14 protein-coding genes are annotated in these 18,974 nt (G+C 67.1%); 6 read left to right on the forward strand and 8 right to left on the reverse strand.

All coding sequences use genetic code 11. The annotated features are described in order from the left end of the window. Positions 1 to 168 precede the first annotated feature (168 nt). Together LVJ94_10750 and LVJ94_10755 are read left to right on the forward strand one after the other, a co-directional pair. Complete coding sequence (locus tag LVJ94_10750) at positions 169 to 966, forward strand: winged helix-turn-helix domain-containing protein (GenBank protein ID WXB07710.1); 798 nt, start codon at positions 169 to 171, stop codon at positions 964 to 966. Further along, positions 920 to 2,122 (forward strand): 4-hydroxythreonine-4-phosphate dehydrogenase PdxA, encoded by a 1,203-nt coding sequence (locus LVJ94_10755; GenBank protein ID WXB07711.1) that lies wholly within the window; start codon positions 920 to 922, stop codon positions 2,120 to 2,122. The genes LVJ94_10750 and LVJ94_10755 overlap by 47 nt, the downstream gene beginning before the upstream one ends. A gap of 199 nt (positions 2,123 to 2,321) precedes the next feature. Here the strand turns inward: LVJ94_10755 and dtd are convergent, their stop codons facing one another. Further along, positions 2,322 to 2,765 carry a D-aminoacyl-tRNA deacylase gene (dtd, locus tag LVJ94_10760; protein ID WXB07712.1) on the reverse strand — a complete coding sequence of 148 codons (444 nt, stop codon included), beginning with the start codon at positions 2,763 to 2,765 and terminating at the stop codon, positions 2,322 to 2,324. A 246-nt stretch (positions 2,766 to 3,011) separates the two neighbouring features. After that, positions 3,012 to 3,413, reverse strand: a complete 402-nt coding sequence (locus LVJ94_10765) for a hypothetical protein (GenBank protein WXB07713.1) — start codon at positions 3,411 to 3,413, stop codon at positions 3,012 to 3,014. Between the two features lie 98 nt (positions 3,414 to 3,511). On the opposite strand from LVJ94_10765, the gene LVJ94_10770 reads away from it, so the two are divergent. Next, the gene (locus tag LVJ94_10770; protein ID WXB07714.1) at positions 3,512 to 4,564 is read left to right on the forward strand and encodes a DUF882 domain-containing protein; all 1,053 of its coding nucleotides are present in this window, start codon (positions 3,512 to 3,514) and stop codon (positions 4,562 to 4,564) included. Positions 4,565 to 4,723: 159 nt separating this feature from the next. Here LVJ94_10770 and moeB read toward each other — a convergent pair whose 3' ends face one another. Next, entirely contained in the window at positions 4,724 to 5,917 is a 1,194-nt protein-coding gene (gene moeB, locus LVJ94_10775; protein WXB07715.1) for a molybdopterin-synthase adenylyltransferase MoeB, read from the reverse strand. Between the two features lie 111 nt (positions 5,918 to 6,028). On the opposite strand from moeB, the gene LVJ94_10780 reads away from it, so the two are divergent. Further along, positions 6,029 to 7,711, forward strand: coding sequence for a Ca2+-dependent phosphoinositide-specific phospholipase C (locus LVJ94_10780; GenBank protein WXB07716.1), 1,683 nt, complete (start codon positions 6,029 to 6,031; stop codon positions 7,709 to 7,711). Here the strand turns inward: LVJ94_10780 and LVJ94_10785 are convergent. The 4 genes from LVJ94_10785 to LVJ94_10800 form a co-directional block, all read right to left on the reverse strand. Next, entirely contained in the window at positions 7,708 to 9,030 is a 1,323-nt protein-coding gene (locus LVJ94_10785; GenBank protein ID WXB07717.1) for an outer membrane beta-barrel protein, read from the reverse strand. The genes LVJ94_10780 and LVJ94_10785 overlap by 4 nt on opposite strands. Before the next feature lie 56 nt (positions 9,031 to 9,086). Continuing rightward, a complete protein-coding gene (locus tag LVJ94_10790; GenBank protein WXB07718.1) occupies positions 9,087 to 10,403 on the reverse strand; it encodes an ammonium transporter in 1,317 nt (438 codons plus the stop codon). Between the two features lie 76 nt (positions 10,404 to 10,479). Further along, positions 10,480 to 11,646 (reverse strand): protein kinase, encoded by a 1,167-nt coding sequence (locus tag LVJ94_10795; GenBank protein WXB07719.1) that lies wholly within the window; start codon positions 11,644 to 11,646, stop codon positions 10,480 to 10,482. Further along, a complete protein-coding gene (locus tag LVJ94_10800; protein ID WXB07720.1) occupies positions 11,643 to 12,845 on the reverse strand; it encodes an FHA domain-containing protein in 1,203 nt (400 codons plus the stop codon). The genes LVJ94_10795 and LVJ94_10800 overlap by 4 nt, the downstream gene beginning before the upstream one ends. 155 nt (positions 12,846 to 13,000) lie before the next feature. Here LVJ94_10800 and LVJ94_10805 point away from each other — a divergent pair, with 155 nt between their 5' ends. Next, the gene (locus LVJ94_10805; protein ID WXB07721.1) at positions 13,001 to 14,425 is read left to right on the forward strand and encodes an MBL fold metallo-hydrolase; all 1,425 of its coding nucleotides are present in this window, start codon (positions 13,001 to 13,003) and stop codon (positions 14,423 to 14,425) included. A gap of 151 nt (positions 14,426 to 14,576) precedes the next feature. Further along, complete coding sequence (locus LVJ94_10810) at positions 14,577 to 16,049, forward strand: glycogen synthase (GenBank protein WXB07722.1); 1,473 nt, start codon at positions 14,577 to 14,579, stop codon at positions 16,047 to 16,049. A 25-nt stretch (positions 16,050 to 16,074) separates the two neighbouring features. Here LVJ94_10810 and LVJ94_10815 read toward each other — a convergent pair whose 3' ends face one another. Further along, a complete protein-coding gene (locus tag LVJ94_10815) occupies positions 16,075 to 18,936 on the reverse strand; it encodes a glycoside hydrolase family 3 C-terminal domain-containing protein (GenBank protein ID WXB07723.1) in 2,862 nt (953 codons plus the stop codon). Positions 18,937 to 18,974 lie beyond the last annotated feature (38 nt).

The raw sequence follows: 18,974 nt of genomic DNA on the forward strand, positions 1-18,974 counted from the left end.
ACGACGCGATCGATTGGGTGGCATCCGGGCGACTCTCACTTCTACGGCCTGCTACGACATAGGTTACGCGCAAGTACGACCTTCGCCACCGATCGCACACGAAGAAGCAAATGAAGCGCCGACTCTCTCTCGACGAGCGCGCCGCAGCGCGCTATCGAAGAATGAGCGATGTCAGGATCGAGATATGTGCTTGTGGTGGGGCATGGGAAAGAGCACGAATCCGAGGACGGTGCTGCATCCCACCTGCGGCAGCTCGGAGCGAGTGTTCGCACCCTCGACTTTTGGGACGACTTTTCGACGGCCTGTGACGGAGAGGCTTCGTTCCGCGCCATCGTGATCGAGGCGGGCGACCGCCCCGACTTTGCCGTCAGCGCCCTGCGCGCGGCACGCCGCGAAAGTCGTCTCGAGGACACGCCTGCCATTCTGGCCATCCCAGAGCGTCAGGTTGCACGCGTCGAGCCATCGAGTGGTTTCGACGACTTCATCGTGCTGCCATATCGCCCGGCCGAACTGTACGCGCGCATCCGCCAGCTCGAATGGCAGCGCAGCGAGTTCGCGAACGAAGAGCGCATCAAGATCGGCGGCATCGTGCTCGACCGCGCCGCGCACGAGGTGTCGCTCGACGGGCGGCGCGTGGTGCTGACGGCGAAGGAGTTCGCGCTGCTGGCGTTTTTCTCGGCCAATCGCGGCCGCGTCTTCAGCCGCGAGACGCTTCTCAGCCGCGTGTGGGGGGTTCGCTACGAGGGCGGGGCCCGTACGGTGGACATCCACGTGCGGCGGCTTCGGGCCAAGCTGGGCGACGCGCTTCCGCTCGAGACCTTGCGCGGCACGGGCTACAAGTTGCGCGCACCGACCGAGATGCCTTCGGACGAGTCCAACGAGGGCAGCGACGGCGCGGTCATGTCGGAAACGCCGAACGGTGGCATACCTGCCGCGGCGCCCGTGGGGCAAACGAGAACATCCTGATGCGCGCCTCGGTCAGGAGCGGGTCGGCCGTCGCAAGCGCCGGACCTCCGGCGTGCGCGTGAGCAACCATGCGCGCATTGCGCTGAGCATTGGGTGTCCCTCGGGGATCGGCCCCGAGGTGAGCTTGCTCGCTGCGCTCGAGGCGCCGGCTTCGTCGCGCATCGTGCTCGTGGGCGATCACGGCGTGATGGCCGCGGCGGCGAAAGCGCGGGGCGTCGATGCGCGCATCGTGCGGCTGGAATCGGCGTCCGAGGGCTATGCGCGTCGGTCGGCGGGCGAAGTGCGGGTGTGGCAGCCGACGGCGAGCCTGCGGGCATCCGAAGCGCGGCCGGGCAAGCCCACGCGGGCGGGCGGCGCGGCGCAGCTGGCGTGGGTCGACGAGGCCTGCGATCTCGCCGCACGCGGCGAGGCCGATGCGATGGTGACGGGCCCGGTGAGCAAGGAGGTCATCGCCAGCTCGGGCGGGCGTACGGCGCGGGCCTTCTTGGGGCACACCGAGCACCTCGCTCGGCGCCTTCGTGCGCCCGAGGTGGTGATGGCCTTCGCATCGAAAGAGCTGACCACCGCCTTGGTGACGACGCACCTGCGCCTCGGCGCCGTGCCGCGTGCCATCACGCCGGAGAGCGTGGCCACCGCGGCCTACTGGCTCGGGGTCCTCATCACGGATCTCGCCGCCTTCGACGAAACGGGCCGGCGCGTGCGCAAGGTGAGCAAGCAGCCGCTCCCCCTGGCCGTGGCGTCGCTCAATCCGCACGCCGGCGAGGGCGGTCTCCTCGGCAACGAGGAAACGGTGGCCATCGCCCCCGGCATGGCCCTGGCGCGCCGCCGGTTGAAGCGCGACGCCCGCAACGTGCTCCTCGAGGGCCCGGTCCCCGCCGAAAGCGCCTACCGCCTCGGCGCCGCCGGCCGTTTCGCCGCCGTCCTCGCGATGTACCACGACCAAGCGACCATCCCGATGAAGCTCCTCGGCTTCGGCGAGGCTGTGAACATCTCCCTCGGCCTCCCCATCATCCGCACCAGCGTGGATCACGGCACCGCCTACGACATCGCGGGCAAACGCAAAGCCGATCCCAGGGGCACGCGCGAAGCGATCTCCCTCGCCACGCGCCTTTCCCTGGCCCGCTCGAGCCAGCCCAAGCGCCCCCGCTCACGTTGACGTTGACGTTGACGTTGACGTGAACGTGGACGGCGACGGCGACGTAGACGACCCAACGTAGTCGTCGTCGTTGACGTCTTGGAGACGCGATATGCCGTCAACGACGACGTCAAGGTCTTGCCGTCCACGTCGCCGTCGCCGTCAACGTCAACGTCAACGTCAACGTCAGACGTCAACGCTTACGTTGACGAGGCGCGGCTTAGGTCGCGCTGTCGAGCCAGAGGGTCACGGGCCCGTCGTTCAGGCTCGACACATGCATATGAGCGCGGAATCGGCCCGTGGCGACGGGGAGGCCGCGGGTGCGGGCGTCGCGGACGAAGGCGTCGTACATCGGTTCGGCCTCCTCGGGGGGCAGGGCGCCGTCGAAGCTGGGGCGGCGGCCGCGGCGAAGGTCGCCGTACAAGGTGAATTGGCTCACCACGAGAAGGGCGCCGCCGACGTCGAGGAGGCTCTTGTCGAACTTGCCCTCGGCGTTTTCGAAGATGCGGGCGTTGACGATTTTCTCCAGCAGGAAGGCGCTGTCCTTTGGGCCGTCGCCCCGGCCGATGCCGAGGTAGACGAGAAGCCCCCGCTCGATGGCCCCCGTGACTTCGCCGTCGACTTCGACCCGTGCGGACGACACCCGCTGAATGACCGCCCGCATATCATCTGCCTCCCAAGGCTTCGTTCGATGGGACGTACCGGTCTCGAGTCCTGTCCGTGCGTGGTCGGCGGCAGCGGGACCGAACCGGCGAGCCCGGCGCGACGTGTGGTCCAGAAAGAAAGACACGCCATAACGCCTGGCGATCCTCTCGCGAGATGCGGACAAGCGCGCCGGCCCCGCCGGGCTTGTCTCGCTGCCGCTGTTTGGTCGCGCCGTACTCTCCAAACCGAAACATCGTGTTGGTCCTTACGTTAGGCTCGCCACGATGGCGAAGTAGGTCTGGCGGTCGTACGGGCGGTTCAAAATGTGGAAGTCCTTCTTTGTGAGGCCCACGCACCCGTAGCAGTACGTGCACTCCGTGCAGCCGACGGACTTCACCAGGTAGGCGCTGGCGCTGCAGCGTTCGCAGTCCTCGCAGTGGGTGCACTTGAGGCAGGCCGTGCAGCCCGTGCAGTGCGCGCAGTCGGTGCAGTCGGCGGAGCGATGGCAGTATTGGCAGCGGACCAGGCCCTGGCTGTCCGTGCAGAACATGGACTCCGAGCAGCGGGCGCAGCGCTCGCAGCCGATGCAGGCCACGTTGTCTTTGCGGGCGGCGTAATCGGCCCGCAGGGCCTTCAACGACGCCTCGAATTCGGTGCGGGTCAGCATGGGGAGGGGACGGACTTTGCCATTTTTTTGGCCCAATCACGCTGGTAAGTGCATGTGTGTCTAGCGCGCCCTCTCTGGCGTGCGCTGGAGACCTGACCATGAAGGCTTTGTCCGCGCTCGGTGCTCTTTCGACTTGTGCCGCTGTCATTCTCGGTTCGATCGGCGCCCATGCCGCGCCGCCTACGACGAAAAACGCCGGCAAATCCGACGCGAAGCCGGCCGCCAAGGCGCCCGCCCCGGCGCAGGCCCCCGCCGCAGCCGCGGTGCACAAGCCCCACGGCAAGACCGCGTTGAGCTCCAACCGCGCCGTCCCGGGGCGCACGCTCGAGGAAGGCGCCGCCAAAGAGCGCGCGGGCGCCAAGAGCAACCCGCCCACGATCCGCGCCCCCAAGGTGAAGCCCCCGTGCTTCCACGACTCCGTCACGGTGATGCACTTCGCCGAAGAGGACACCTTCCCGCTGACCAAGTGCGACGGCAGCGTCGCGCACCTCGCCGTCGAGCGCCTCTCCGTTCTGGCCCGCCCCGGCAGCGCTCCCAAACCGCAGGTCGACCCCACCGAGCTCGCGAACGCCAAAGGCGACAAGATCGCGACCGGCATCCGCCGCATCGACCCCAAGCTCGTCGAGCGCATTCAGACCATCGTCGACCACTTCTCGAAGGGCAAGCACGCCCGCCTGCAGGTCATCTCCGGCTACCGCCCCGCCAGCGCCGGCAGCTACCACGCCACGGGCCGCGCCCTCGACATGCGCCTCGACGGCGTCTCCAACGAGGCCTTGGTCGCCTTCTGCAAGACGCTGCCCGATACCGGCTGCGGCTACTACCCGAACAGCTCGTTCATCCACATCGACGTTCGCCAGCCGGGCACCGGCCACGTGGGCTGGATCGACGCCAGCGGCCCCGGCGAGTCGCCGCGCTACGTCGGAGCATGGCCGCCCCCCAAGTCCTCCTCGCCGAACGCCCTCCCCGACGAGGCGACCGCCACCCTGACCTTGAAAGAAGCGCTCGCCAAGCTCGACAGCATGCTCCCGCCCCTGCCGGTCGACGAACACTCGGACCACGACGGCAAGGGCGGCGAAGAGGCTCCGGCCAAAGAAGACGAACCCACGAAGACCGCCGAAAAGAAGACCGACGGCATCCGCTTCCAGCACTGAAAAGCTAGAAGAAATTCACAGGAAGACGGGAAGACGGGAAGGTCTGAGGAGAGATTTCGAGGGTTTCCAATCGGCCAAGCGCCGCGATCGGAAATCCTCAAAACCTTCCCGTCTTCCCGTCTTCCTGTGAATTCTCTCTCTCCTAGTAGGCCGAGTGGGTTACACGCCGATGGCGCAGAAGCCCTCGTAGTCGATGTACTCTTTGATCGTGGGGTTCGGGCCGCACACGGGGCAATTGGGGTCCTTGCGCAGCTTGAGCTCGCGGAATTGCATCTTCAAGCTGTCGTAGGTGATGAGCCGGCCGGCGAGTAGATCGCCCTTGCCGAGGAGAAGCTTGATGGCCTCCGTCGCCTGCAACGTGCCGACGATGCCGCAAAGGATGCCGAGCACACCGGCCTCCTGGCAGCTCGGCGCGAGGTGCGGGGGCGGGGGCTCCGGGTAGAGGCAACGGTAGCAAGGACCGCTCTGGCGCCCGAACTTCTCCGCGGCTTTGGGCGGGAGGAACGTCGTGGCCTGGCCGTCGAAGCGGAAGATGGAGCCGTGCACGATGGGCTTGCCCATCCACACGCTGGCGTCGTTCACCAGGTAGCGCGTGGGAAAGTTGTCCGTGCCGTCGACCACCAGCTCGTAGTCGCCAAAGAGGCGCTCCACGTTTTCGCTGGTGAGGCGCTCCTCGTGACCGATCACCTTCACGTCGGGGTTGATCTCGGCGATGGCCTTGGCCGCGCTTTCGACCTTGGTCATGCCCACCCGGCTCGTGGAGTGCAAAATCTGGCGCTGCAGGTTCGACGCGTCGACCGTGTCGGCGTCCACGATGCCCAGGGTGCCGACGCCCGCGGCGGCCAGGTAAAGCGCGGCGGGCGATCCGAGGCCGCCGGCGCCGAGGAGCAGCACCTTGCTCTTGAGCAGGCGCGCCTGCCCAACCTCTCCCACCTCGGGCAGGAGGATATGACGCGAGTAGCGATCGCGCTGGGCATCGGTGAGCTGAGGCGGCGTCTCCACCGGGTAGCCCACGTCCTTCCACCGCACGAAGCCCGGCATCGCCGTCTCCACGTTCGTGTAACCCAGTTGCTGCAAGGTCGCTGCGGCCAGCGCCGAACGCGTCCCGCCGGCGCAGTAGGCCACGATTTTTGCGCCCTTCTCCGGCAACTTCGACTCGACCTGCATCTCGAGGAAGCCTCGCGGAATCGAAATGGCACCGGGGATGTACCCGGCCCGATATTCTTCCTTTTCACGCACGTCGAGGAGCGTGATCTTTTCACCTGCCGCGAGCCGCTTCTTGAGCTCGTCGAGCGATACCTCTTTGGTGGTCTTTTTAACGTCGGCGAGCAGATCTGTGTACGTGGTAGGCATCGTAGGTACACGATCTTTGGGCATATCCTCCTTGCGTCAAGTGAAACACCAACGACACTATGAGAAGGTGTCGAAGTCTGGGGTATCGGGAGTGGTCGGAACGGGTGGCGGGTGAGCGGGGGGCGTGACCGAGGGCGTCCCTGGAAGGTAGCGGGGGTACTTCTGCTCGCGGCGGCGTGCGCCGAGACCCAGGGCGGCGGCCCATGGGCACGCCATGACGAAGGCCTCCTTCGTCGCACATTGAGCGCGGCCGCCAGCGTGGCCAAGCCCAAAGGCGTCCGCTTCAACCAGGTGCAGCAAAAAGCGACGCACAACAGCTACGTGCGCGACGAGACCATCTTCGACGAGCTGGTTTACCACCGCGTGCGCGCCCTGGAGTTCGACCTCCACGTCGACCGCAATGGCTACGCCACCAGCGCGCGCGATTGGTTCGTCTACCACGTGTTCGCGGCGCCGTACGACGACACGCAGTGCGTGCGCCTCAGCGACTGCCTCCGCGCCGTCAAGACGTTCCACGACGCCTTCCCGCAGCACGAGGTGGTGACGCTCTGGCTCGACTTGAAGGACGACTTCGCCGCCAACGGGCACGATGCGTCGGATCTCGATGCCGCCATCTCCAGCGTGTTCGGCGAAGACGCCGTCTTCCGTCCGCGCGACTTGATGCGGGCTTGCCCGGGGGCCAAGAACCTGCGCGAGGCCGTTTCCGAGGAGCAGCCGTCACGAAAGTGCGCGTGGCCCGAGACGAAGGACCTGCGCGGCAAGGTCATCGTCGCGCTCACCGGCGGGGCGGCGTGTTCGCATGGCTCGAAGCTCGACACGTACCTCGGCGAAGGTGACGCCGATCGCGTGGCCTTCATCGCACCCGATCTGGATTCGAACTGCACCTTTCCGGCCTATGCGCGCCGGCCGAACATCGTCTTCTTCAACGCCGACGCCGAGAATGCGTGGCGCAGCGAGGAAGTCCACCGCGCGGGCCTGGTCAGCCGGGTCTACGGTGGCGGCACCATGGGCGGTGGTCTCGACGACCCCTTCCAGTGGAACGCGGCGCGCGCCCACCGGGCGAATTTTCTCGCCACCGACCGCGTGAACGCCGAGGTGGATCCTTGGGCTTCCACCACGCAGACGCGAACGGGCTGGCCGTTTCTCTGCCTCTTGATGGGCTGCGAGCCGAATCAAGTCGAGGAGGGGGAGCTCGTGGGCGTCTCGGTCGAGTCGGGCGACATCGCCGGGACGAACGACAGCTTCTACTTCGCCGAATCGGAACCGCCCGCGGAGAACGCGACGGACGCGACGACGTGGAGCACCGCCATCGCGGTGCCCAGCTCCAACGTCGAACGATGGGCCAAGGGCTGCATCATGGCGCGCGCCACGCGCGATGCCGACAGCCCCTACTTCGCCGTGTGCCGCCCCGCCGACAACGGGCGCATTCGCGTGCAGTACCGCCTGGCCAAGGGCGGCCCCACCACGGAGCTCGAGGCACCGCCCCCGGCGGGCCTAAGCGCCGAGAGCACCTTCTTCGCCCGTCTCGAGCTGTCCACCGCGGGAGGGGAGACCACCGCATCGTCGTCGGCGAGCACCGACGGCATGAACTGGGCTCCCATCGCCACGCGCTCCTTCGCCACCTTGCTCGCGCACCAAGGCCTCGCGGCCAGCTCGCACGGCAGCGGCGCCGTGCGCTTCCTCTTCGCCAACTTGAAACGCGGCGCCGAGTCCATGGGCGTGAAATCCTTCGCCACGGGCGAGCGCATTGGCGGCGCCCTCCGCGGCGAGGTGTTTCGCGGCGCGATCCCTTAGAACCAACCCGTCACGCCGACGGTCACGGTGTCCTGCGCGTCGGCGTTGGGGACGTAGTTGCCGTCGTTGTCTTTGACGGAGCCATGCTTGAAGAAAATGTCGTTCTGCGCCGAGTCGTGGCGGTACTCGGTCCGGAAGGACAAGTGGTCCATCGGGCGCAGGTCGACGGTGCCGGTGAACGAATAGACGTCGCTGCCGAAGAAGATGGAGGACGCCGTGCCGCCGTCCTTCGTGCCCACGCTCTCGACGAAGGCGTCGCCGCGCGCCGCGATGTAGAGGAACGGAAGCGGTTGGGCCCGCGCATACACCGCGCCCGAGTGCCACGAGTGCGAGCCGAAGGCGCCGTTCTCGAACCCCGCGTCGCCGTGCACGGCCAGCGACACGAGCTTGTGCGCGTAGAACTCCGCCCACCCGTCGAACAGATGACGGAACGGGCGACCCTCGGCGCTGTCTTGCCCGCGCTCGGGCCCGCCCATGTAGAGCACCTGCGCGGAGAGCAGGTCGGGAATCTTGTAGGTGATCTGCGCGATGCCCGACTTGCCGTCGTTGCCATCGGTGGCTTGGTTCCAGCCATTGACGAGCCACGCGGCGACGGTCAGGTTCTCGGCCACCTCGTACGAGGCGCGCACGCCCGCGTGGTAGAACGGCAGTGCGAAAAAGAGGTTCGAGCGCGACCAGTTGTAATTGTCTTTGACCGCCGCACCCTCGAACCCGATGGGCGTGACGAAGAGGCCCGCCTGGAGAAGCAGCCCTTTGCCCACGGGCGCCTTCCATCCCACGGTGGCCTGCTGGAGGATCTTCCACGTGGACGCCGAGAGCGAAGCCGCACCCGATGCCCCGGCGCGGGCTTCCACCGAGTCGGCGTACCAACCTTCGGCGGTGGGACCGGCTTGCAGGGCGATGTGGCCCTGGAAGGCGCCGTATTCGGCCTGCACGTCGAGCACCGCGGTTTGCAGCTTGAACGTGTTGTGCCGGTTGTCGATCCAGCGAAAATTCGTGACGCCGTTTTCCGGCCGATTGAAGTTGTACGCGTAATACGCCTCGGCATAGCCGCCGACGGTCACCTTCAAGGCGTCCGCGGCAGGGGTCGCCGCCGGCTTTTCAGGTTCGGCGGGCTTCGGAGCTTCCGCGGCGACGCTCGGGGGCGGAGGCGCCGTGGCCTCCGCGGGCTTCTCGGGTTCGGGTGCGGACGATGATGCAGGCGGTGCATCGGGGGGTGACTGCGCTTGGGCGGAGCGTGCGATCAAGGTCGACGTCGCGATCAAGGCACAAAGGAGTCCCGGTCGCGCACGCAGGTGCGCGTTTTTCAAGCTGATCATGGCGGTCCTCGAATACGGGAAACGATCTAAAAGACCTGTAAAGATGGAACCGGCGCTCAGGTGGACGTGGCGTCGGCCCTCACGATGGTCGCGGCGACGGGCGGCGCAGAGGGGACCGGCTCGGGCGGAGCTTCGGCCCCGGCGGTGGCGGAGCCCGAGAGCACGTAGCCCTCCTCGCCGTGGAGCGCGGCGTCGAGGCCTTCGCGTTCGTCGTTCTCGCTCACGCGCAGACCGATGACCGCGTCGATCAACTTGAGAATGCCGAAGGTGATCACGAACGCGTACACGAGGCTGGCGCTGCAGGCGATGAGCTGGGTGACCATCTGGTGGCCGTTGCCGAACAGGGCGCCGTCGTTGCCGGCTTCATTGAGGCTCTTCTGCGCGAAGAGGCCCGTGAGGAGCGCACCCGCGAGACCGCCCACGCCGTGGATGCCGAATGCATCGAGCGAGTCGTCGTAGCCAAAGCGGTCCTTCTGCAGCACCGCGAAGTAGCAAACACTGCCCGCGAAGAGGCCGATGAGGATCGCGGCCCAGGGCGCCACGTACCCGGCGGCCGGCGTGATGGCGACGAGGCCGGCCACGAGGCCCGACGCGATGCCGAGCGCCGTCGGCTTGCCCCGGTGCGCCGTCTCGACGACGAGCCAGCCGACCGCACCGCCCGCCGCACCGAGCTGCGTGGTCATGAAGGCGAGTGCCGCGAGCGCACCCGAGGTGAGCGCGCTGCCCGCGTTGAACCCGAACCAACCGAACCAGAGGAGGCCTGCACCGGTGAGCGTCATGGTCAGGTTGTGCGGCACCGATTTGCGCTGCGGGTAGCCGTAGCGCTTGCCGATGACGATGGCGCACGCGAGCGCCGAGATGCCCGCCGTGAGGTGAACGACGGTGCCCCCGGCGAAGTCGAGCGCGCCCATCTTGAAGAGCCAACCGCCCTCGGCCCACACCCAGTGCGCGACCGGGTCGTACACGAAGGTGGACCACAGGAGGACGAACGCGATGTACGCGCTGAACTTCATGCGCTCCGCGAACGCGCCCGAGATGAGGGCCGGCGTGATGATGGCGAACATCATCTGGAACGCGACGAAGGCCAAGGTCGGCACGCTGCCGTGCACATCGGCCGCGAGGCCTTGCAGGCCGATGAAATCGAGCCCGCCAATCAGGCCGAACTTCGATGGGCCGAAGGCGAGGGTGTATCCAAAGAGACACCACTTCAGACCCAACACCGGGATCGCCGCCATGGAGTACATGAGCGTCGAAAGCACATTCTTGCGTTGCACCATCCCCGCGTAGAAGAGAGCAAGTGCGGGGGTCATGAGAAGAACCAGAGCGGAGCTCACGAGGAGCCAGGCCGTATCACCGGTGTTGATTTGTGACATGGCTTTAACGTGACGTTCGCCATGTTTCCCATGTGTTTCGTCGACGTTTAGAAACAATGCATCGCGTAAATACTTTCTAGTCCGCCTTGAGCTCCGCCATCGCCTGTGCAAGGGCCTTCGCAGAGCCGAGACGCTCGTCGCGTGGGGCCATGCAGGCGGCGACGAGGGGGCGCCATCGCGCGAAAAGCTCGGGAGTGTTCAGCGCTTGCAGCGCATCCTCGATGAGCCGCCCGAATCCGTATACATCGTCGCTCGGCGCGGATGGGGCCCCGGCTAGCCGTTCGGGAGAAACATAACCGAGGCTTCCTGCCACAGGAGGCTCTCCGTTTCGTCGCGCGATCCCAAAGTCGGTGAGGAGCGGCGCGCCGTGGTCGTCGAAGAGCACGTTCGCGGGTTTGACGTCGAGGTGGAGCCACCCGGCATCGTGCACGCGCGCGAGCGTGTGCGCGAGCGGCAGCGCCCACGACTCGATGGGGAACAGGACGTCGCGATCCACGACGCGGATGCGGTCGCGAAGGGCTCCACGCCGTGCCCACGCGAGGGCGATCCAACCATGGTCCGGATCGACGTCGAAGATGCGCACGACGCCCGGCCCCGCGAGCGCCGAGGCCACGCGGGCTTCGTGCAAGAGCTGATCGCGCTGCCGATGAGGGTCGTGGTAAATCTTCAGCGCGATGCTCCGTCCGAGATCGCGATCCTCGGCCTCGTAGACGACGCCGGCACCGCCGCGTGCGACCTCGCGATGGAGCACGTAGGGCGTGTCGGGCTCGTTCGCGAGCCAGGTCGAGGCTTTCGGGTCGTCCTGGCGCGCGCGCTCGGGGCCGAAGGCGGGGATGCCCAGCGACTCGCGAAACCGCTGGTGGCGTTCGCGCGCGCCCGGGTGCTCGATGTCGCGCAGGAGCACGCGTTCGACGAGCGCGAGCGCCGCGCTCGCGTCACCGCGCTCGGCCTCGAGGTCCGCACGCAACATGAGAGCGGGCGCCGACGTGGCCGCGCGCAGGAACGCGATGGCGGCCGTCGTCTCGCCGCGATCGATCATGGCGGAGGCCGCGGCCACGAGCAGCGGATCGGGCAGCGGCAGTGCGTCCTGGCGAAAGGTGAGCTCCTCCAGGGCGCGCGCTTCGTGCGGCGAGCGGCGGATCCGCTGGAAGAGGGCCATTGCTTCGTCGAGCGAGGGGCCATTCGGGCGACCCACGTCGAGCAAGCGTGTGACGTCGGGGTGCGGGTACGGGCGGCGGTTCACGTCTCTCCCGCGATCTCGAGCACGCAAGGTCCGCCGCGGGCGCGCGCGATGCGATCGCCCGCGAGCAAGGTCGCGCGCGAGGCGAGGGCGGCGTCGCCCAAGAAGGCGTGCGCGCCGCCGATCAACTCGAGCCAGCCGCCCGCGCCCAGGTCGAGCTGCCAATCGGCCACGGGAAGGCGCGCAGCACCGAAGGGCGCGATGTAGCGCCGGCCGGCGATCTCGATGACGATGGCCCCGGCGATCTGGGTGCTCGGCGTGAGGCGCACGGGCACCTCGTTGCCCAGGTGCAGCTCGAGGCCGGGGCCCATGGAGACCTTTCCGGCCGCGCGCATGCCGCGAAGGTAGGTGCCGTTGCGGCTCCCTAGGTCCATGGCGAAGGTTTCGCCGCCCTCGCGCACGATGCGAAGGTGGCGCCGGCTGACGGCGTGCGATGCCACCGCGATGTGCCCCGTCTCCGGTCCGATGGCGCTCAGGGTGGGCTCGGCGCGCCCGAGCACGATCTCCTGACCGAAGGCAAAGAGCAGATCGCGCCCCTCGAGCACCACGCGCAACACCGCGCCTCGCGTGCGGCGCGCGCGAAGGGCATCGCAGCGCTCGCGCAAAAGGCGGTCGTCCGGATCCGTCTCCAGCCAGGCCTCTCCAGTGGCGAGTGCTTCGCGGCGGCGGCCGCCCGCGACCATCATTTCCACCTCGGCCGCGGTCTGCTGGCGTGCGCGCTCGCGGCGCTGGCGATCTTGTTCGCTGGTGAGCAAGCTCTCGAGCTTCTCGATCTCGCCGGCCTGGGTGAGCGCGCGCGCCTCGCCCTCTTCGTCGCTGGCGAGGCGGTATCCGTCGGCGGCCTTGAGGGGCTCGCCCAGCTCTTCGAGCTCCCGCGCCGCGGCGAGCAGCTCCTGGCGCAGCGCCGTCGAGAGGGCGCCGTCCTTGGCCATGGCCAGGGTGAGCAGCGCGTGCTTGCGGCGCGCTTCTTCGCGCACCGAGTGCCCCTCGGGCGCGATGCTCTTGGCCTGCAGGTAATGCTGCCGGCGCGCCGAGGGCTCGAGCTCGGCATCGCCGCGAAGCAGCATGACGCGCGCGGTCTCTTCCGGCTGGCCCGCGAGATCCCAGAGCTCGGCCGCACGGGCCAAATCGCCGCGCAACTCCGCGCGCCGCGCCACCTGCGCATAGCCACCCTTGCCAAAGATCCGATCGAAGACACCCACGGTACGACGACTATACCGTCCACACGCACAAGTAGGACTCGAGACCATAGATACCTGGAAAAATTGCCTTACCTCGCGCCGTTTCCGCCTCGATCGGCATCAGCGTAGGAGCAGTTCGCAGCACCTGGCAGGCAAGTAGTAGGGGGCGGGAAAGAATGATTGGGTTCGAGACGATTGGGAACGCAACCGTCACGTGCATCGATGACAAGCCGATTTTGACGACGGATCCGTGGATTTGCGGCGACCCCTACTTTGGGAGCTGGGGTATGCGCAACGAGATACCTTCGGCGCAGCTGGAGCATATCTTCCAGGCGGAATACATGTGGCTCTCCCACGGCCATCCCGATCACGTGCACGCGGCGGCGCTGGACCGACTGGCCAACAAGAAGATCCTGCTGCCGAACCACGAAGGCGGGCGCATGCTCACCGATCTGACCGAGCGGGGCTTCGACGTCACCGTGATGCGGGATCGGACGTGGATGCAGCTGTCCAAGAACATCCGCGCGATGTGCATTTCCGATTACCACCAAGATGCCATTTTGCTCGTCGACGTGGGCGGCCGGCTGGTGGTCAATCTCAACGATGCGGTGGAGCGCGGTTGGGGTCGATTCGTCAAGAAGGTGATATCGGAATACAAGATATCCTTTTTGCTCAAGCTGTTCGGCTATGGCGACGTCGATATGATCAACGTCGTCGACGAAAACGGCGTGAAGCTGATACCGCCGGCCCCGACGGCGAGTGCGGAGTCGAAAGCCTATTGGGACGCATACCTCCGTGAGAAGGTGGGTTTCTGGACCAATTATTTCCAAACCACGTACATGATCCCGTTCAGCAGCTTTCATCGCTACCAGCGGGATGACAGCATCTGGTGCCAAGAGTACGTGACGCCGCTTTCGGCGCTGGAGGCGACGGAGACGCGGGGCGGCTGTGAAATGCTGCCGGCGTTCGTGCAATACGATTGCGAGAAAGACTCGTACGAGTGCCTTTCACCGGCGCGCATCGAAGGTGAGATTCAAACGGCGGCGAGCTTCGGCGACCATTGGTCCGAGCCGCTGGAGCGCGACGAGATCTCCAAGTTGACGCGGTACTTCCAATCCATCGAGTTCCTCGCCGACAAGATCGACCATCTGCGCTTCATCGTCGGCGGCAAGGAGCACGTGGTCGAGTTGCACTCCACGTCGCGGATCGGCCCGCTTCGCGCGGGGCGCAGCTTGTCGTTCGAGGTGCCGCGCGCGTCGCTGATGACGGCCGTCCAATATGAAATTTTCGATGACCTGCTCATTGGCAACTTCATGAAGACGACGCTCCACGGTGACTGGGGCACGGCGCAGGCGCCGAATGTTCTCTATCCGTATTTCACGCCGTGGATCGTGCGCTACGCCGACAATGCGCAGGTCAAGACGCACGACGAGCTCCGCGAGTACTTCAGCGCCTACCGGCGGCGGGCGCCGTTCGACTATCTCCTGCACCGCCTCGAGCACGAGGGCGTGCAGAAGCTGCGAAGCTTGATTCGCCCGGATTCTCCGCTCTTCCACACGGCCACGCGCGCGTACTCATTTCTGAAGACCAAGGCGAGCTAGCCACCCCGTAAACGTGCCCGTGCCCCTGCCCGTGGCCCTTGCGGAGGGACGTGTAGACGGGGACGGGCACGGGCATGGGCACGTTTACGGGAACAAAGGGGAGGCTTCTGTGTAAAGTGCGGGGTCTATGGCAAGACCCCTGCGCCTTCTCATGGTTTCGTCCGAAGTCGAGTCGTTTGCCCGGACGGGGGGCCTGGGCGACGTCGTTCTCGGTGTGTCGCGTGCGCTCGGACAGCGCGGTGTCGATGTCGCTATCGTCACGCCGCTCTACGGCACGACGAAGATTCCTTCGGACGATCTGCATCGCTGGATTGGCACCGTGCCGGCGCGGGTGGGGTGGGGACCCGACGACGTGCGCGAGTGCGGCGTCGTCGAGGTGCGCCTGGCGCCGGGGGTGCGCGTCTTTTTGGTGGACGATCCGGGCCTTTTCCAGCGCGATGGTATCTACGAAGATGCCCACGGCACCTTCGGCGACAACGAGCTGCGCTTCGCCACGATGTCGCGCGCTGCGTTATCCATCGCCGAGAGGCTCTGGGGCGGCGTGGGCCCGGATCGCGGGCCGGACGTCATCCACGCGCACGATTGGCACGCTACCTTCGCGATCTTGTACGCGCGCCTCACCATGGGCCAGGCGTGGAGTGAGGTGCCCACGGCGTTCACGATTCACAACCTGGCCTACCAGGGGGTGCTCGGCTTCGATTCGCTCGACCGGCTCGCGTTGCCGCGGGGGGCGTACCATCCCGGCATTCTGGAGCACCGCGGGTTGGTGAACCTGCTCAAGGGCGCGATTGCACTGTCGGATCGGACGACGACGGTCAGCCCCACGTACGCGCACGAGATCCTCGCCGCGGAGGGCGGATTTCAGCTGCACGACTTTCTGCGGACGCAGTCGTACAAGACGGCGGGCATCCTCAACGGTGTCGACGTGCAGACGTTCGACCCGCGCACCGACGGATCCATTGCCGCGCAGTACAGCGTGGAGAACTTCGAGGCCGCGCGTTTCCAGAACAAGGAGGTGCTCTTTCAGGAGCTCGGTCTGCACGAGCCGCGGGCGCCGCTCTTCTCGTTGGTGTCGCGGCTCACGCATCAAAAGGGCATCGATCTCATTTTGCCTATCCTCGGCAATTTGATCCAGGGCGGTGCGCGTGTGGCGTTGGTCGGCAAGGGGGACGCCAATTTGGAGCGCGCGCTCTATCAGCTCGGCGGGCGCTTTCCCGGGCGCATCGCCACGCGCGTGGCCTTCGACGAGGGCCTGGCACGCCGCATCTACGCGGGCTCCGATTTTCTCATGGTGCCTTCGCGCTACGAGCCATGCGGCCTCACGCAGATGTACGCGATGCGCTACGGCTGCGTGCCCATCGTAACCGACGTGGGCGGGCTGCACGACACCGTCACGCCGTACAACCCCGTCCGCGACGAGGGCACGGGCTTCGTCGCGCGCAACCGCGATCCGCTGTCGCTCTTGATCGCCGCAGACGACGCCTTCACCGCGTACCACGACCGCCGCAGCTTCCGCCGCCTCATCGAGCGCGGCATGCGCAAAGACTTCTCCTGGACGCGCTCCGCCGACGAATACATGGAGCGCATCTACCGCCCCATCACCCAGCTGCGCGCGGGCCTGTAAATAGGGAGAGCGCTCCTTGCGGCGCTTACGGCACGTTCCAGAGTTGGTTCGCGGGGAGGAGCGTGTCGCGCCCGCAGGTGGCGAGTGTCACGTGTGCGCCGTTCGAGGCGAGGCAGAGGCCCGATGTGGCGTGGACGATCTGGCCGGAGGCATTGGCGTGCCATTTTTGCTCGTCGGTGGCGTTGCAGTCGGCGAGGTGAATCGCGGTGCCCGTGACGGTGGCGCACTTGCCGCGGATCTGCAGCGAGGCGTCGTCGGCCATGTGCCATCGTTGGCTGGGGGATAGCGTGTTGCACGAGGTCGTGCGCGGTGACGCGTTGGAGAGGGCCTCGAGGCATTGGCCGTCGACGGTGGTGATGCGGCTCGCCGGGGCTCCCGAGGTGGTTCTCGCGAGGCCACCGCGCAGGCGGAGATCGCGCGAGGATGCTCCGACGCGGATCGAATAGAAGCCCCCGGGGACGTTCCACGCCTTCGCCGCCACGTCCCAGATCGAAAACGCGCGCCGGTCGAGTGGAACGGTGACGCGGGTGGTGGCGCCCGGTTCGAGGGTCAAACTGCGGAAGGCCGCGAGGCGCTGCGGAGGCTCGCCCGCGCGGGCCGGGAAGCCGACGTAGACCTGCGGTACCGCGGTGCCCGTGCGCGCGCCCGTGTTTTGCACGTCGAACGAGACGCGCACGCTGCCGTCTCGCGCCGGCCTCTCGACGGACAGATGCGAATAGGCGAACGACGTGTACGACAGGCCGTGCCCGAACGGAAACAGCGGTGCCACCGCGTGGGCATCGAACCAGCGGTAACCGACTTCGAGCTTCTCGGCGTACGTGTACCTCTGATCGACGCCGGGGTACTGCTCCGGCGAGCGAATCGGCCCATCCGCCGCTTCGACGGGGAACGTCACCGGCAGGCGCCCCGCAGGCTCCGCATCGCCGAAGAGCACGTCGGCGAGGGCCGCGCCGTCTTGCTCACCCGCGTACCAGTTCTCGAGCACCGACGGCACCGCCGAGGCCCACGGCAGGTTCACCGGCGCACCCGAGCTGAGCACGACCACCGTGCGCGGATTGGCCGCGGCCACCGCCGCCACCAGCGCATTCTGATTGCCGTAAAGGCTGATGGTCCCGCGGTCGCGCCCTTCGGCGGCCTCGTCGCGCACCAGGACGATGGCCACGTCGGCGGCTTTTGCCGCGTCGACCGCGCTCTGAATCCCTGCGTCCAGCTGGCCGGGGAGCATCCAGCTCACGGTCAGATTCGAACCCTGGTTGGCTTGGTAGTACTCGACCCTCACCTCGTACGACTGTCCCGCCTCCAGGTGCACGGTGCGGTAGACCGAGCGCGTTCCATGCGCACCCCAGTTGTCGACGACGAGGCGCCCGTCCAGGTAAAGCCGGCTGCCATCGTCGCTGGTCGTTGCGAGGGGGTAGTCGCCCGTGACCGGTGCGTGCAAGGTGCCCGTCCAGCGCGCCGACCAATTCGTTGCGGGTACACCGCTCGCCGGCGGCTGGTTGCCCCAATCGTGCGCGATGACGCTGTCGGTGCCCACGGCCACCGGCGTGCCGGTCAACGTGGGGTTGGCGAAGTACTCGACGGTGAGAGCCTCGAGCGCGCCCGCCGGGATCGGCGTGACCGGTGCCGCGTTGGCGCCGGAGACGTAATGGATTGCGACGCCGCTTCCCGCGCGCTTCGTGATGCCGTCGAGGGGGCTGACCACGTAGTCGGCGTAGGGCGTGACCTTCGAGCTTCCCCCGCCGCCGGTGGTCGCTTGCTTGGCGTACGGCCCGATGACGGCGATGCGCGAAAGCGACGCCGCGTCGAGCGGCAACAGCGCGCCGTCGTTCTTGAGCAAGACGGACCCGCGTGCAGCCGCGCGTCGCGCGAGGTCGGCCCCCACCTTGGGATCCACCGCGGCCGGTTCCGCCGGGGCCGCCGAGAGGAGCCCCGTGCGAAACATCATGCGAAGCACCCGCCGCGCTTGATCGTCGAGCACCGACTGTGGCAACTCCCCCGAGCGCACGGCATCGGGAAGCTTGCTGAAATAGGTGGTGCCGCCGAACTCCTGATCCAGCCCCGCCTTGGCCGATGCGACGGTGCTGTGCACGGCCGGGTAGTCGGATCCGACGACCCCATCGAAGCCCCACTCCACCTTGAGCAGGTCATGGAGCAGCGACGCATTCTCGCAGGAGAATACGCCGTTGAGTTGGTTGTAGGCGCACATCAGGGACCAGGCGCCGCCCCGCTTCACGGCGGCCTCGAAGGCCGGAAAGTAGATCTCGCGCAGGGTGCGCTCGTCCACGTCCGACGTGCTGGTCTTGCGATCCTTCTCCTGGTTGTTCGCGGCGAAGTGCTTCACCTGCGCGGCCACGCCCTGCGACTGCACGCCCTGGATGTGCGCCACGGCGAGCTCGCCCGCGAGGTGTGGATCCTCCCCGAAGGACTCGAAGTTTCGCCCGGCCTCGGCCACGCGCACGATGTTGATCATCGGCGAGTACAGAACCTGATACCCACGCGCCTTGGTCTCGTGCCCCATGTGCGTCGCGACCTCGCGCACGAGCGCGGGGTCGAAGCTCGCGGCCATCGATACCGGTGCCGGAAACGCGGTGGCGGGCTGCCCATCGCGCACACCCGCCGGGCCATCGGTGAGCCTCTGCGCCGGAATACCGAGCCTCGGCACCCCCGCAACATTGCCCACGGCGTGCTCTCCGGCCGGTCGCGGGATGCCTTGCAGCAGCGTGGCCTTTTCCTCCAAGGTCATCTGCGCGAGCAGCGCGTCGATGTCCCCTTCGCTGCGAACGACGACACGTGACGCCGTGCTGTTCGAGTCACGACCATCGTCGTCGCCCTGACAGCCGACGACGTAAGCCACCGCCACCACGATCCCCAAACGACGAATGCGCATGGGCGATACCTTTGATATCGCCTGCGCATCGACGCAAG

The organism is Sorangiineae bacterium MSr11367 (assembly GCA_037157805.1).
Lineage (GTDB): Bacteria > Myxococcota_A > Polyangia > Polyangiales > Polyangiaceae > Pendulispora > Pendulispora rubella.